The 14,154-nt window shown below is 70.4% G+C and carries 14 protein-coding genes; 7 read left to right on the plus strand and 7 right to left on the minus strand.

What is annotated here, in order from left to right:
* The first annotated feature begins 248 nt into the window (after window positions 1–248).
* The gene (locus tag U5809_RS25310; protein ID WP_322088530.1) at window positions 249–1,274 is read left to right on the plus strand and encodes an XdhC family protein; all 1,026 of its coding nucleotides are present in this window, start codon (window positions 249–251) and stop codon (window positions 1,272–1,274) included.
* A 64-nt stretch (window positions 1,275–1,338) separates the two neighbouring features.
* Here the strand turns inward: U5809_RS25310 and U5809_RS25315 are convergent, their stop codons facing one another.
* The 6 genes from U5809_RS25315 to fliE all read right to left on the minus strand — a co-directional run bounded on the left by U5809_RS25315 (window position 1,339) and on the right by fliE (window position 5,391).
* The gene (locus U5809_RS25315; RefSeq protein ID WP_322088531.1) at window positions 1,339–2,073 is read right to left on the minus strand and encodes a PepSY-associated TM helix domain-containing protein; all 735 of its coding nucleotides are present in this window, start codon (window positions 2,071–2,073) and stop codon (window positions 1,339–1,341) included.
* Window positions 2,074–2,343: 270 nt separating this feature from the next.
* Window positions 2,344–2,661, minus strand: a complete 318-nt coding sequence (locus U5809_RS25320) for an EscU/YscU/HrcU family type III secretion system export apparatus switch protein (protein WP_322088532.1) — start codon at window positions 2,659–2,661, stop codon at window positions 2,344–2,346.
* Entirely contained in the window at window positions 2,658–4,022 is a 1,365-nt protein-coding gene (locus U5809_RS25325) for a flagellar hook-length control protein FliK (RefSeq protein WP_322088533.1), read from the minus strand. The genes U5809_RS25320 and U5809_RS25325 overlap by 4 nt, the downstream gene beginning before the upstream one ends.
* 100 nt (window positions 4,023–4,122) lie before the next feature.
* Window positions 4,123–4,455 carry a flagellar protein FliT gene (locus tag U5809_RS25330; RefSeq protein WP_176050772.1) on the minus strand — a complete coding sequence of 111 codons (333 nt, stop codon included), beginning with the start codon at window positions 4,453–4,455 and terminating at the stop codon, window positions 4,123–4,125.
* Window positions 4,452–4,886 carry a flagellar export chaperone FliS gene (fliS, locus tag U5809_RS25335; protein ID WP_176050773.1) on the minus strand — a complete coding sequence of 145 codons (435 nt, stop codon included), beginning with the start codon at window positions 4,884–4,886 and terminating at the stop codon, window positions 4,452–4,454. The genes U5809_RS25330 and fliS overlap by 4 nt, the downstream gene beginning before the upstream one ends.
* Before the next feature lie 160 nt (window positions 4,887–5,046).
* Window positions 5,047–5,391 (minus strand): flagellar hook-basal body complex protein FliE, encoded by a 345-nt coding sequence (gene fliE / locus U5809_RS25340; protein ID WP_034190274.1) that lies wholly within the window; start codon window positions 5,389–5,391, stop codon window positions 5,047–5,049.
* A gap of 247 nt (window positions 5,392–5,638) precedes the next feature.
* Between fliE and fliF the strand changes: the two genes are divergently transcribed.
* From fliF to U5809_RS25370, 6 genes are read left to right on the plus strand one after another with little or no spacing between them, the layout of a single operon-like run.
* Entirely contained in the window at window positions 5,639–7,402 is a 1,764-nt protein-coding gene (gene fliF, locus U5809_RS25345) for a flagellar basal-body MS-ring/collar protein FliF (protein WP_322088534.1), read from the plus strand.
* On the plus strand, window positions 7,392–8,387 hold the full coding sequence (gene fliG, locus U5809_RS25350; protein WP_176050775.1) for a flagellar motor switch protein FliG: 996 nt from the start codon (window positions 7,392–7,394) through the stop codon (window positions 8,385–8,387). The genes fliF and fliG overlap by 11 nt, the downstream gene beginning before the upstream one ends.
* On the plus strand, window positions 8,380–9,063 hold the full coding sequence (gene fliH / locus U5809_RS25355; RefSeq protein ID WP_322088535.1) for a flagellar assembly protein FliH: 684 nt from the start codon (window positions 8,380–8,382) through the stop codon (window positions 9,061–9,063). Before fliG ends, fliH begins: the two co-directional genes overlap by 8 nt.
* A 32-nt stretch (window positions 9,064–9,095) precedes the next feature.
* Entirely contained in the window at window positions 9,096–10,601 is a 1,506-nt protein-coding gene (fliI, locus tag U5809_RS25360; protein ID WP_415877960.1) for a flagellar protein export ATPase FliI, read from the plus strand.
* A 5-nt stretch (window positions 10,602–10,606) separates the two neighbouring features.
* Window positions 10,607–11,065, plus strand: coding sequence for a flagellar export protein FliJ (fliJ, locus tag U5809_RS25365; RefSeq protein WP_322088537.1), 459 nt, complete (start codon window positions 10,607–10,609; stop codon window positions 11,063–11,065).
* Between the two features lie 31 nt (window positions 11,066–11,096).
* Entirely contained in the window at window positions 11,097–12,455 is a 1,359-nt protein-coding gene (locus tag U5809_RS25370; protein WP_322088538.1) for a flagellar hook-length control protein FliK, read from the plus strand.
* 29 nt (window positions 12,456–12,484) lie between these two features.
* Here the strand turns inward: U5809_RS25370 and U5809_RS25375 are convergent, their stop codons facing one another.
* Window positions 12,485–14,125 carry a GMC family oxidoreductase gene (locus U5809_RS25375; RefSeq protein WP_282506179.1) on the minus strand — a complete coding sequence of 547 codons (1,641 nt, stop codon included), beginning with the start codon at window positions 14,123–14,125 and terminating at the stop codon, window positions 12,485–12,487.
* Window positions 14,126–14,154 lie beyond the last annotated feature (29 nt).

Genomic DNA, 14,154 nt, shown 5'->3' on the forward strand with positions numbered 1-14,154 from the left:
TCACCGTGCGCGATGACGCGACACCCCGCGGGGCCGCCGCCGGCCCCGCGCGGCAACCGCCTCCCCCGAACCGGCCGCTGCGCCGCTCCCGCGATCGAGCACTGTCCGATCGTCGCGATGTCTTGCCCGATCCTGCGGATTTGCGCGCACGTTTTGCGCGCTGCCTGCACGCGCGCGCCACGCGGTTCATAATCCCGCCATCGAACGACGGTCCCCGGCAACGGGCCGTCCGGCAACAGGAAAAGATGATGGAAAGCGTCGATCTCGATGTACTGAAATCCAGCGCGCGCTGGCTCGAAGAAGGACGCCGAGTCCTGCTCGTGACGGTCGTGAAGACGTGGGGCTCGTCGCCGCGCCCCGAGGGCGCGATGCTCGCGGTGCGCGAGGACGGCCTGGTGGTCGGCTCCGTGTCCGGCGGCTGCATCGAGGACGACCTGATCGCTCGCGTGCACGCGAGCGGGATCGCGGCCGACGCGCGCCCGGAGGCGCTCAAGTACGGCGTGACGGCCGAGGAAGCGCACCGCTTCGGGTTGCCGTGCGGCGGCACGATCCAGCTCGTGCTCGAGCCGCTCACGCGCGACAGCGGGATTGCCGCGCTATGCGCGGAAGTCGAGGCCGGCCGCCTCGTCACGCGCACGATGACGCTCGCGACCGGCCGCGCGTCGCTTTCGCCCGCACAGGCGACGGACGGACTCGCGTTCGACGGCGAGCGGCTCGTGTCGATCCACGGGCCTCGCTACCGGATGCTCGTGATCGGCGCCGGCCAGTTGTCGCGCTATCTGTGCCAGATCGCGGTCGGGCTCGACTACCAGGTGACGGTGTGCGATCCGCGCGAGGAATACACGGATGCGTGGGACGTGCCGGGCACGCGGGTCGTGCGCACGATGCCCGACGATACGGTGCTCGACATGAAACTTGACGCACGTTCGGCCGTGATCGCGCTGACGCACGATCCGAAGCTCGACGACCTTGCCCTGATGGAGGCGCTGAAGACGCCCGCGTTCTACGTGGGTGCGCTCGGCTCGCGGCGCAACAACGCGGCGCGGCGCGAACGGCTGCGCGAATTCGACCTGAACGAAGCGGAACTGGCCCGGCTGCACGGGCCGGCCGGCATCTACATCGGCAGCAGGACGCCGCCGGAAATCGCGATCTCGATCCTCGCCGAGATCACCGCCGCGAAGAATCACGTGTCGCTGCCGACGATCCTGCAGGTCGAAGGCGCGAAGGCCGCGCGCGAGATCGCGGCGAACAGCGGCGCGGCCTGCGGGCTCTGATCCGCCGCGGCGCGCCGCCCGTCCGGTTCGCGCCGGCGGCAGCCTGGCGCGCGCGCCAATCCGATCAGGTCAGGCCGGCAGCCAGCGCGGCGGCGACCGAACCGACCACCAGCACGACACCGACCGTGCGGCGCTTGTTCAGCTCGGTCCACAACAGCACGCCGGTCAGCGACAGCAGGATCAGCGACCCCGCGATCGTATCCATCAGCAGCACCCAGCCGAGGTTCATCCCGACGCCGCGATGCAGGTTGTTCAGCGTCGTCAGGAACGTATTGCCCGTGCGCTTCACCGACACGTAGCCGTTGCCGACCCAGTATTCGGCCTGCAGGTTCTGGTGCGGGCCGAACACGCCGAACTGCCAGTGCTCGGGCTGCATCACGCGTTTGTCGCCCCATGCGACGGCCTGCGCGGGCTCCTTGCGCATGCGGCCCGGCTTGCCGTCGAAATGCAGCTCCTGCTGCAGCCACTTCGTCATCGCGGCGGGCGTCTTCGGCACCGGATTCGGCAGCGCGATCTGCATCTCCTCGACCTGCGGCTCGCCGGTCGGGATCTTCAGCGGCGGCGCGCGGTGATTGAGCAGCACGCCCGTCACGCCGAACAGCAGCCCGAGCACCGCGCCCCACAGCCCGACCCAGCCGTGTACCTTGCGCAGCCACTTGATGAAGGTGGCGCGGCGCGAGCGCTGGCGGCGCGCGGCCAGTTCGTCGTCGCTCAGATGGCGGCCCGCCGGGTGCAGCACGGTGACGCCGGCGCGCGGCATGCCCGTCTTGGGCGGGTCGATCGTTTCGGGCGCGTTCACGCGAAAGTATCCATTCGTTCAAAACAACGGCCGGCGCGCAGTGTGTGCACGCCGGCCGATCAACATGAAAATGAGAATGGATATCATTACATAAATCTATTGCGGACTCAATCCGTCACGCCCCCGGGCGGCAGGTCGGATTCGCGGAGGAATGCAGTCGATGCGCGCAGGTTGCGCGGAAATGCCGATAGATAGGCGACACATATCGCCAGAACGACCTTGCAAGGCCGAGACAGCATTTCGTAAGAAATCGCGCGACGCGGGCCCTTTTCAGCGCAGCGGCGGCAGCGAAAAGCGCGGCGCGGCGTCGTCCGGCGCGGGTTCGGTGCGATCGAGCGCGTACAGCCACGCGAGCAGATCGGCGACGGCCTGGTAGAGCTGCGGCGGAATCCGGTCGTCGAGATCGACCTGCATCAGCAGCGACACCATCTCCGGCGCCGTATGCACGTACAGCCCCGCATCGCGGGCACGCGCGACGATCATCTCGGCGAGCAGGCCGTAGCCCTTCGCGACCACGCGTGGCGCCGTGTCGCCACCCTTCGGATCGTAGACGAGCGCGGCCGCGCGCTTGCGGGACGTCATGCTCATCGCGGCGCCTCGTCGTCGGCTACATGCGTCGGCTCGGCGCTGGCCGCCCCGCGCGCATACGCGGCGGCAGCAGCCTGGGCCGCGAACAGGTCGAAGCCGTCCGGCCCGTCGTCGACCGCGCGAATCGACAGTCCGCCAACCTTGAGCCCCGATCCCTCGAGCCGCTGCCGCAGCGCCGCCTCGTTTCGCGTGAGGCGATCGGCGCCCGTCTGGTTCGCGCGCAGCCGCGCGACGAGCTGCGTACCGTTCAGCACGAGTTCCGCGTCGACCGTACCTAGCGACGGCAGCGTCAGCGTCAGGCGCGTGCGCCAGGCGATGCCGTCGCCCGCGTCGTCGCCACCGTCGCGCTGCCCACGGTTGCCCGGCTCGTCGGGCTCGATCGTCCAGTCGAGCCGCGCGCCCGGCCAGGCCTCGCCGGTCCAGCGAAACTGGTCGGTCGCGAGCGCATCGAGCTGCTGCCTGACGATCGGTATGGCGGCCGGATGGACGGTCGCGAGCGTCTGCGCCTGCGGATCGGACGACGCGGCAGCCAGGTCGGCCCGCGCAGGCGTCCAGCGCGTGTCGGCATGCGCGCCCAGCGGATCGGCAGTATCGCCCGGCAACGATGCGCCCTGCCGGGCAGCCGCCGGCATCGCCTGCGCGGGATCGCGGGCCGGCGCGCCGCCCTGGGCCGGTGTGCCCGGCTGCGCGGCCGCCCGCGCGGTCGCGGGTAGCGGCGGACGCTGCGCCAGCAGTTCGTCGAGCAGGTCGGTCGCGCCGGGCGGCAGGGCATCGCGGTCGGCCGGCGCGAGCGCGGCCGTCAGGCGCGCCTGCGGCTCGCGCATCAGCGCCGCGAGCGGACGCTGGCCGGCCAGCCACTGCGCCAGATGGGATTCGTAGAAGAGGCCGCTCTCGCTCACGGCCTGCGCGAGCGCCGCACGCAGCGCCGCGACCGGCAACGGTGCGGCCGCTTCACGTGTGGCCGCGGACGATGCCGCTGCGGAGGCAGGCGGAGACGACGTGGCCGGGGCAGAGGCCGCTGACGCCGGCGTAGCGGGAACGGGCGCCGGCACGGCCGGATCGGTCAGCAGCACGGTGGGATCGGCCAGCAGCGGCGTGCGCCCGGCAATCGCGGGCGTCGCATCGCCGCCCGCGCGAGAAATCGCGTCGAGCACGCGTCCGACGTCGGACAGCGCCGTCTGCGTGGAGGCCGGCGGCGCGGCCGGCGGGCTGCCGGCCTGGGGCGAGGACGACGCGCCGGCGCCCGGCGTGCCGACCTGCGCGGTCGCGCCGCCGCCGGCGGGCGCCGATACGGTGTCGGTCAGCAGGCTGTCGAGGCGGCTCGCCAGCAGCGCGGCCGCAACGGTGTCGATACCGGTCATGATCGGAGCCTGCTCACCTCAGCCACATCGTTGCGAATCCGGGCACGGCACGCCGGTGCCGCCCACGGGTACAGCGCGTCCGTCTCCCCGGAAACGGGCCCTACCCGCGCGCGCGGTAGAGATCGGTCAATACCTTGGTCGAGCGCCGCGCCTCGAACAGCGCGGACAGCCGCGCGACGTCCGGGCTCGCGAGATCGCGGATCGCCGCGTCGTCGGCCAGGATGCGGCGGATCAGGTCGAGCTTGCGGCCGAGATCCGATTCGTCGAGCGCGACGCCCGGATCGGCTTCCTTCAGCCCGTCGACAAGCTGCATGAATTCGGCCTGCAACCCCGGCAACGCGCTCCAGTCGGCGCCGCGGGCGGCGCACAGCATGCGCCCCGACACGGCGGCGAGCGCCTCGTAACGTGCGAAGTATTCGGCCTTGTGATTCATCGTGATGCTTCCGCTGCCTGTTGCGCGGCCATCCGCGCGACTTCCGGGGCGATGCCCGTCCATGCTTCCTCGAGCGTCGCGAGCAGCCCGTCGACCTCGACCAGCATCGCGTCGCTCGCCTGCGCGTTCGCGTCGAGCAGGCGCCGGCCGATATACGCGTACAGCGCGTACAGCCGCTCTGCGATCTCGCCGCCCGCGTCGCGATTCAGCGAGGCCTGCAGGCCGCTCTCGACGATCCCGATCGCCTTGCCGATCGCTTCTCCGCGCGCGGGCACGTTACCTTGCTGCAAATGCATGCGCGCCAGCGCGATCGCTTGCCGCGCGCCCTGGTACAGCATCGCGATCAGCCGGTGCGGGGAGGCGCCCATCACCCCCGTCTCGACGCCGACACGCGCGTATGCACTGGCTCCAGCGTGTCCTGGGGAAAACATGCGCTTCTCCTTGTTCTGCCTTGGCTATACGGTCGCCGCCACCGTGCGTCGCACGGCGCGGCCTTCTCCGGAGTTATCGGAAGGGATTTGAAAAGCTTTAGGCGCACGCGGCCGCCGCCGGGCACGGAAAGCCGGCTCGCCGGCCCGCCCGGCCCGCCTGTCACACCGACATCTGCATGATGTCGTTGTAGGCGCTCACGAGCTTGTTGCGGACCTGGAGTCCGAACTGGAAGCCGATGTTGGCTTTCTGCATGTCGACCATCACGTCGTTCAGCGATACGTTCGGCGCGCCGACCTCGAACGCCTTCGCCTCGCCGAGCGCGTGCTGCTGGTCGCCGCTGATCTTGTCGAGCGACGCCTTCATCGCGCTCGCGAACGTGCTGGCCGTCGCCGCGCCCGAGCCGGCAAGCGCCGCCGTCGGGCTCGCGACGCCGCCGGACGCCTGCGCGGCCATCGACTGCATCTGTTGCAACACCGAACCGATTCCGCTGACGTTCGCAGTCATGCTGTCCCCAGACTTAGAGAAGACCCGGACGCACCGGGCGGATCCGCCGGCGCCGCACCACGCGCACCATGCCGGATCGCGAAAAAGGATAGCAGCGCGCCGCGCGTCAAAGCCGAGAAAGTACGGGGGAAACCCCGCTCTTTTCGGTCGATCGGAGTGCGGCGCGGATCACGATAATCGCATCGTGTCATTGTCCGCCCGCTCGTCCGAGCGAGCTCAGTGGTCCCGCTCCGGAGAAACTCGACGCATGGATTCGCAGGCCAACTCGCTGATCAACCCCGACGCCCGCGCGGGCCTCGCCAGCCCGGCGCCAGGCGCCGCCGCGGCCGCCGCGTTGCCGGGCGCGGGCGTCGCCGGCGCTGACTTCGGGCTGGGCGGCTTCGCGGAACGCATTCCCGGCATCTCGCGGATGAAGGGCAACCCGAAGCTGCCGTTCCTGATCGTCGTCGCGCTCGCGATCGCCGCGATCACCGCGCTCGTGCTGTGGAGCCGCGCGCCCGACTACCGCGTGCTGTACAGCAACCTGTCGGACCGCGACGGCGGCGCGATCATTACCGCGCTCCAGCAGGCAAACGTTCCCTACAAGTTCGCCGATGCCGGCGGCGCGATCCTCGTGCCGTCGAACCAGGTGCACGAAACGCGCCTGAAGCTCGCCGCGATGGGGCTGCCGAAGGGTGGCTCGGTCGGCTTCGAGCTGATGGACAACCAGAAATTCGGCATCAGCCAGTTCGCCGAGCAGATCAATTACCAGCGCGCACTCGAAGGCGAGCTGCAGCGCACCATCGAATCGATCAATGCCGTGCGCGGCGCGCGCGTGCATCTCGCGATCCCGAAGCCGTCGGTGTTCGTGCGCGACAAGGAAGCGCCGAGCGCGTCGGTGTTCGTCGACCTCTACCCGGGCCGCGTGCTCGACGAGGGCCAGGTCCAGGCGATCACGCGGATGGTGTCGTCCGGCGTGCCCGACATGCCCGCGAAGAACGTGACGATCGTCGACCAGGACGGCAACCTGCTGACCCAGACCGCATCCGCCTCCGGCCTCGACGCAAGCCAGCTCAAGTACGTGCAGCAGGTCGAGCACAACACGCAGAAGCGCATCGACGCGATCCTCGCGCCGATCTTCGGCGCCGGCAACGCGCGTTCGCAGGTCAGCGCGGACCTCGATTTCTCGAAGATCGAGCAGACGTCGGAAAGCTACGGCCCGAACGGTAATCCGCAGCAATCCGCGATCCGCAGCCAGCAAACCAGCAGCGCGACCGAACTCGCGCAGGGCGGCGCGTCGGGCGTGCCGGGCGCGCTGTCGAACACGCCGCCGCAGCCGGCTTCCGCGCCGATCGTCGCCGGCAACGGCCAGAACGGGCCGCAGACGACGCCCGTCAGCGACCGCAAGGACCAGACGACCAACTACGAAGTCGACAAGACGATCCGTCACCTCGAACAACCGATGGGCAACGTGAAGCGGCTGTCGGTCGCGGTCGTCGTCAACTACCAGCCGGTCGCCGATGCGAAGGGCCACGTGACGATGCAGCCGCTGCCGCCCGCGAAGCTCGCGCAGGTCGAGCAGCTCGTGAAGGACGCGATGGGCTACGACGAGAAGCGCGGCGACTCGGTGAACGTCGTGAACAGCGCGTTCTCGACCGTCGCCGACCCGTACGCCGACCTGCCGTGGTGGCGCCAGCCCGACATGATCGCGATGGCGAAGGAAGCCGCGAAGTGGCTCGGCATCGCGGCGGCCGCGGCGGCGCTCTACTTCATGTTCGTGCGCCCGGCGATGCGCCGCGCGTTCCCGGCGCCCGAGCCGGCCGCGCCAGCGCTCGCGGCACCGGACGATCCGGTCGCGCTCGACGGCCTGCCCGCGCTGGCCAAGACGGAGGAGCCCGATCCGATGCTGCTCGGCTTCGAAACCGAGAAGAACCGCTACGAACGCAACCTCGACTACGCGCGCACGATCGCCCGCCAGGATCCGAAGATCGTCGCCACCGTCGTGAAGAACTGGGTGTCCGATGAACGCTGAAGGCTTGACCAAAAGCGCGCTGCTGCTGATGTCGATCGGCGAGGAAGAGGCCGCGCAGGTATTCAAGTTCCTCGCGCCGCGCGAGGTCCAGAAGATCGGCGCCGCGATGGCCGCGCTGAAGAACGTCACGCGCGAGCAGGTCGAGGACGTGCTGCAGGAGTTCGCGAAGGAAGCCGAGCAGCACACCGCGCTGTCGCTCGATTCGAGCGAGTACATCCGCTCGGTGCTGACGAAGGCGCTCGGCGAGGACAAGGCCGGCGTGCTGATCGACCGCATCCTGCAGGGCAGCGACACGAGCGGCATCGAGGGCCTGAAGTGGATGGACTCGGGCGCCGTGGCCGAACTGATCAAGAACGAGCATCCGCAGATCATCGCGACCATCCTCGTGCACCTCGACCGCGACCAGGCGTCGGAAATCGCATCGTGCTTCACCGAGCGGCTGCGTAACGACGTGATGCTGCGGATCGCGACGCTCGACGGCATCCAGCCGGCCGCGCTGCGCGAACTCGACGACGTGCTGACGGGCCTGCTGTCCGGCAGCGACAACCTGAAACGCAGCCCGATGGGCGGCATCCGCACCGCGGCCGAGATCCTGAACTTCATGACGAGCGTGCATGAAGAAGGCGTGCTCGAAAGCGTGCGCCAGTACGACGCCGATCTCGCGCAGAAGATCGTCGACCAGATGTTCGTGTTCGAGAACCTGCTCGAACTCGAGGATCGCGCGATCCAGATGGTGCTCAAGGAAGTGGAGTCGGAAACGCTGATCATCGCGCTGAAGGGTGCGCCGCCCGCGCTGCGCCAGAAGTTCCTCGCGAACATGTCGCAGCGCGCGGCCGAACTGCTCGCCGAGGATCTCGACGCGCGCGGCCCGGTGCGCGTGTCCGAAGTCGAAACGCAGCAGCGCCGCATCCTGCAGATCGTGCGCAATCTCGCCGAGAGCGGCCAGATCGTGATCGGCGGCAAGGCGGAAGACGCCTATGTCTGATTCGGCGAGCGATCGCGTGGGCACCCTCACCGCATACCAGCGGTGGGAGATGGCGTCGTTCGACCCGCCACCGCCCCCGCCGCCGCCCGACGACGCGGCAGCCGCTGCCGCCGCGCTCGCCGAGGATCTGCAGCGCGTGCGCGACGCCGCGCACGCCGAGGGCCATGCGGCCGGCCACGTCGAAGGCCAGGCGCTCGGCTACCAGGCCGGTTTCGAGCAGGGCCGCGAACAGGGTTTCGAGGCCGGCCAGGCCGACGTGCGCGAGCAGGCTGCACAGCTCGCGGCGCTCGCCGCGTCGTTCCGCGAAGCCGTATCGGCCGTCGAACACGATCTCGCCTCCGACATCGCGCAACTCGCGCTCGACATCGCGCAGCAGGTCGTGCGCCAGCACGTGAAGCATGACCCGGCCGCGCTGGTCGCGGCCGTGCGCGACGTGCTCGCGGCCGAGCCCGCGCTGTCCGGCGCGCCGCATCTGGCGGTGAATCCGGCCGACCTGCCCGTCGTCGAAGCCTATCTGCAGGACGATCTCGATACGCTCGGCTGGAACGTGCGCACCGACGCGTCGATCGAGCGCGGCGGCTGCCGCGCGCACGCCGCGACCGGCGAGGTCGACGCGACGCTGTCCACGCGCTGGCAGCGCGTCGCCGCCGCGATCGGCAAGGTGAGCACGTGGTAACGCGGCCGCCCGAGGCGTTCGCTCACGACGGCATGACGCCGCTCGAACGCGAGCTCGCGCTCGCTTCGTTCGGCCCGGCTGCCGCGCACGACCCCGCGCACGATGCGACGCAGCACACGGCCGCCGACACCGCCGGCGCCGCGCCGCGCGCGCCGCACAATCCCCATCTCGCGCACTGGCGCACGCACCTGAACGGGCTCGCCGCGCGCAGCCACCGCGCGCTGCCGCTGCGGCCGTGCGGGCGCCTCACGCGCGCGGCCGGCCTCGTGCTCGAAGCGATCGGGCTGCGCCTGTCGGTCGGCGCCGAATGCACGATCGAACTGCCGCCCGGCAGCACGCTGCCGCATGCGGAAGCCGAAGTCGTCGGCTTCGCCGGCGACCGCCTGTTCCTGATGCCGACCACCGATGTCGCAGGCGTCCTGCCCGGCGCGCGCGTGTGGCCGCTCGAAAGCGCGCCCGTCGCCGATCCGCTCGCGGGCGCGAAGCGGCTGCCGGTCGGCTGGGAAATGCTCGGGCGCGTCGTCGACGCGTCGGGCCGCCCGCTCGATGGCCTCGGCCCGCTCGCGGCAAAAATCGACGCGCCGCTGTCGGCGCCGTCGATCAACCCGCTCGAGCGCGAACCGATCCACCACGTGCTCGATGTCGGCGTGCGTGCGATCAACGCGCTGCTCACCGTCGGCCGCGGCCAGCGCATGGGCCTGTTCGCAGGCTCCGGCGTCGGCAAGTCGGTGCTGCTCGGCACGATGGCCCGCTACACGAGCGCGGAAGTGATCGTGATCGGGCTGATCGGCGAACGTGGCCGCGAAGTGAAGGAATTCATCGAACAGATCCTTGGCGAGGACGGGCTCGCGCGCTCGGTCGTCGTCGCCGCGCCGGCCGATGTGTCGCCGTTGCTGCGGATGCAGGGCGCCGCCTACGCGACGTCGCTCGCCGAGTACTTCCGCGACCAGGGCAAGCACGTACTGCTGCTGATGGATTCGCTGACGCGCTACGCGATGGCGCAGCGCGAGATCGCGCTGGCGATCGGCGAGCCGCCCGCGACCAAGGGCTATCCGCCGTCGGTGTTCGCGAAGCTGCCCGCGCTCGTCGAGCGCACCGGCAACGGGCCGGAAGGCGGCGGCTCGATCACCGCGTTCTACACGGTGCTGACCGAGGGCGACGACCAGCAGGACCCGATCGCCGATTCGGCGCGCGCGATCCTCGACGGCCACATCGTGCTGTCGCGCGCGCTCGCCGAGGCTGGCCACTACCCCGCGATCGACATCGAGGCATCGATCAGCCGCGCGATGACGGCGCTGATCGACGAAGGCCATCTCGACCACGTGCGGCAGTTCAAGCAGATGCTGTCGCGCTACCAGCGCAATCGCGACCTGATCGCGGTCGGCGCGTACGCACCCGGCCGCGACGCGCAGCTCGACCGCGCGATCGCGCTCTATCCGCGCATCGAGGCATTCCTGCAGCAGGGCTTTCGCGAATGCGCGCCGTTCGCATCGAGTCTCGCCGGGCTCGATGCACTGTTCGACGCTTACGGAGGCTGATCCCGATGGCTCACAGCTTTCCCCTTCAACTGCTGCTCGACCGCGCGCAGGACGACCTCGACTCGGCCACGAAGCAGCTCGGCGCCGCGCAGCGCGACCGCACCTCGGCCGCCGAACAGCTCGACGCGTTGCTGCGCTACCGCGACGAGTATCACGCGCGCTTCGCGCAGTCCGCGCAACACGGGATGCCTGCCGGCAACTGGCGCAATTTCCAGGCGTTCATCGACACGCTCGACGCGGCGATCGCGCAGCAGCGCAACGTGCTGGCCGCCGCCGAAGTCCGCATCGACGAAGCGCGCCCGAACTGGCAGCAAAAGAAACGCACCGTCGGCTCGTATGAAATCCTGCAGGCACGCGGCGTCGCGCAGGAAGCGACGCGCGAGGCGCGGCGCGAACAGCGCGACGCCGACGAACACGCCGCGAAGATCCTGCGCATGCGGGCCGACGCGGCCCGCTCGTCGTAACCGACCACCGCATTCGAACGAGAGAACCGTCATGCCTCCCCTGCCCCTGCTCGGCGCGCTGCTCGACACCGCCGGCGCCGCACTCAAGGCCGCCCGCGGCTCGGGTTCGTCCGCCGCCGGCAACGACGCGTCGGCGAGCGCGACCGCCGTGCCGTTCGCGCAGACGCTGAAGCAAAGCGTCGTCACGCGTCGCGACACATCGAATACCGCCACGCCCGATGCATCGACGAAGCAGGCTGCGTCGAAGCCGTCCGCCGGCACGAAGCCGTCCGGCACGGACGACGACACGTCGACCGACGACGCGAGCGCGACGACCAATCCCGACGCCGCCGCGCTCGCGGCCGCCGCGGCCCTGCAGGCACAGCTGCAGGCGTGCACGGACAATGCGGCGCCGGCCGACGCGGCCACCGCCGCTGCCGCTGTCGCCAACGCGGCGCAAAAGACGGCCGTGTCCGGCCAGCCCGACGCCACGGCGACGCTGGCCGATCATGCCGCCAAGGATGCAGCCGCCCAGGCGCTCGAACCGACGTCGAGCCGTGACGCGCTGCAAGCCGCGCTCGCCAAGCTGACGGGCGGCGCAGGCGCGATCGCGATGCCGGCGACCGGCGCGTCCGCCGCCGCGACGGCTTCCGCACCGGCAGCGAGCGCTTCGACCGCCGCCGCACCGCTGACGCCGAAGGTGCCGACATTCGACCGGTCGCTCGCCGATGCGAAAGGCGCGCTCGCCACCCAGCAGACGCCGGCCCAGGCCACGCCGCAGGCGTTGCAGGCGGACGCGAACGCGCAATCCGGCGCCCAGCACGCACTCGCAGCCGCCAGCGACGCGACCGATCCGGCCGCCAGCGCGACGCTCGCGGCCGGCGCAACGGCCGCGGCCGCCGCGCAGGCGAACCTGCAGCTGTCGCCGGCCGCCAGTGCGATCGCCGCGGCCAATGCGCACGCGCTCGCACCGCACGTCGGCACCGCCGACTGGACGGACGCACTGAGCCAGAAGGTCGTGTTCCTGTCGAATGCGCACCAGCAGAGCGCCGAGCTGACGCTCAACCCGCCCGATCTCGGGCCGCTGCAAGTCGTGCTGCGCGTCGCGGACAACCATGCGCACGCGCTGTTCGTGTCGCAGCACGCGCAGGTGCGCGAGGCCGTCGAAGCCGCGTTGCCGAAGCTGCGCGAGGCGATGGAAGCGGGCGGGCTCGGGCTCGGCAGCACCACCGTCAGCGACGGCGGCTTCGCCTCCCAGCAGCAGAACCCGCAACAGACCTTCGCTGGCGGCCAGTCGTCGCGACGCGGGAACGGCGGATCGTCAGCCGTCGATGCACCGGCCGACGTTGCGCAATCCGCACCGGCCGCCGCAAGCGTGAGCCGCGCCGGCCTCGTCGATACGTTTGCCTGAGCATGGCCGCTGCCGTGCGCGCGCCGCGTTCAGCGGCCGTGCACCGCGGCAGCCGCCTCGCCGCGCGGCACGCCACCCTTGCGCGCCGCGACGATGAAGTCCGCGGCGCGCTCGCCGATCATCACCGACGGCGCATTCGTGTTCCCGCCGACCAGCGTCGGCATCACCGACGCATCGACCACACGCAGCCCTTCGACGCCGCGCACGCGCAGTTGCGGATCGACGACCGCGCGCGCATCCGAACCCATCCGGCAGGTACCGACCGGGTGATAGATCGTGTCGGCATGCTCGACGATCGTCTTGCGCAGCTCGGCTTCGCTCTGGTCTGCCCGCGTGTACAGCTCGCGCCCGCCCTGCGACGCAAGCGGCGCCTGCGAGAGGATCCGGCGCATCGCCTGCGTGCCGCGCACGAGCAGGTCGAGATCGCGTGAATCGCTGAAGAAGCGCGGATCGATCAGCGGCGCGTCGCGCGCATCGCCGGTCGCGAGCGCGACCGTGCCGCGGCTGAACGGCCGCAGCGCACACACGTGCAGCGAATAGCCGAACCCCCAGTGCATCTTGCGGTTGTGGTCGTCGACGAGCGCCGTGCAGAAATGCAGTTGCAGGTCGGGACGTTCGAGCGACGGATCGCTCTTGATGAAGCCGCCGGCCTCCGCGACGTTGCTCGTCATCATCCCCGTGCGGCTCGAGAAATAGCGCGCGAGCGCGGGCGTCATCTTCGCGATTCCGCGCAGACACACGCCGACCAGCTCCGACGAATTCACGCGCGTGTTGATGATGAAGTCGATATGGTCGATCAGGTTCGCGCCGACGTCCGGCGCATCCTGCACGACCGCGATCCCGTGCCGGCGCAGTTGCTCGGCCGGGCCGATCCCCGAGCACATCAGCAGTTGCGGCGAATTGAACGCGCCGGCCGACAGGATCACTTCCGCGCGCGCGCCGAGCGTCTCGACGCGGCCGTTGCGCGATACCGCGACGCCGACCGCGCGCTTGCCGTCGAAGCCGACGCGCAGCACCGTCGCATCGGTGATCACGTGCAGGTTCGGCCGGTTGCGGCCGTAGATATACGCGCGCGCCACGCTGCAGCGCGAGCCGTCGCGGTGCGTGACCTGATAGAAGCCGACGCCTTCCTGCGTTGCGCCGTTGAAGTCGTCGTTCAGCGGATAGCCGGCCGCGTGCGCGGCCTGGATGAATCGTTCGGAGAACGGATTGCGAAAGCGCAGATCCGACACCGACAGCGGGCCGTCCGCGCCGTGCCACGCATCCGCGCCGCGTTCGTTGCCTTCCGCGCGGCGGAAATACGGCAGCACGTCCTGCCAGCCCCAGCCCGTCGCGCCGAGCTGCGCCCACTCGTCGTAGTCGCCCGGATGGCCGCGCGTGTAGATCATCGCGTTGATCGCGCTCGACCCGCCCATCCCGCGCCCGCGCGGCTGGTAGCCGCGCCGCCCGCCAAGGCCCGGCTGCGGCACCGTCTCGTAGCCGTAGTTCGTGCCGAGCTTGAACGGCACCAGCGCCGCGATGCCGACCGGCATGTTGACGAGCAGGTTGCGCTCCGTATGCGAGCCGGCCTCGATCAGCGCGATCGTCGCATCGGGGCAGGCATCGGCGAGACGGCCTGCCAGGCTCGACCCGCCCGAACCGCCGCCGACGATGATGTAGTCGTATTGCATGTCACGTCTCCGTCGTGTCATGGAAGGCG

Source organism: Burkholderia sp. BCC1999 (genome assembly GCF_905339975.1).
Classification (GTDB): Bacteria; Pseudomonadota; Gammaproteobacteria; order Burkholderiales; family Burkholderiaceae; genus Burkholderia.

Excerpts from the sequence above, each read along its gene's own strand:
- U5809_RS25370 (WP_322088538.1), top strand. The coding sequence starts at position 11,097 with ATGCCTCCCCTGCCCCTGCTCGGCGCGCTGCTCGACACCGCCGGCGCC.
- U5809_RS25320 (WP_322088532.1), bottom strand. The coding sequence starts at position 2,661 with ATGAGCATGACGTCCCGCAAGCGCGCGGCCGCGCTCGTCTACGATCCG.
- fliI (WP_415877960.1), top strand. The coding sequence starts at position 9,096 with ATGACGCCGCTCGAACGCGAGCTCGCGCTCGCTTCGTTCGGCCCGGCT.
- fliG (WP_176050775.1), top strand. The coding sequence starts at position 7,392 with ATGAACGCTGAAGGCTTGACCAAAAGCGCGCTGCTGCTGATGTCGATC.
- U5809_RS25375 (WP_282506179.1), bottom strand. The coding sequence starts at position 14,125 with ATGCAATACGACTACATCATCGTCGGCGGCGGTTCGGGCGGGTCGAGC.
- U5809_RS25310 (WP_322088530.1), top strand. The coding sequence starts at position 249 with ATGGAAAGCGTCGATCTCGATGTACTGAAATCCAGCGCGCGCTGGCTC.
- U5809_RS25330 (WP_176050772.1), bottom strand. The coding sequence starts at position 4,455 with ATGAATCACAAGGCCGAATACTTCGCACGTTACGAGGCGCTCGCCGCC.
- fliJ (WP_322088537.1), top strand. The coding sequence starts at position 10,607 with ATGGCTCACAGCTTTCCCCTTCAACTGCTGCTCGACCGCGCGCAGGAC.
- U5809_RS25325 (WP_322088533.1), bottom strand. The coding sequence starts at position 4,022 with ATGACCGGTATCGACACCGTTGCGGCCGCGCTGCTGGCGAGCCGCCTC.
- fliE (WP_034190274.1), bottom strand. The coding sequence starts at position 5,391 with ATGACTGCGAACGTCAGCGGAATCGGTTCGGTGTTGCAACAGATGCAG.
- fliF (WP_322088534.1), top strand. The coding sequence starts at position 5,639 with ATGGATTCGCAGGCCAACTCGCTGATCAACCCCGACGCCCGCGCGGGC.
- fliH (WP_322088535.1), top strand. The coding sequence starts at position 8,380 with ATGTCTGATTCGGCGAGCGATCGCGTGGGCACCCTCACCGCATACCAG.
- fliS (WP_176050773.1), bottom strand. The coding sequence starts at position 4,886 with ATGTTTTCCCCAGGACACGCTGGAGCCAGTGCATACGCGCGTGTCGGC.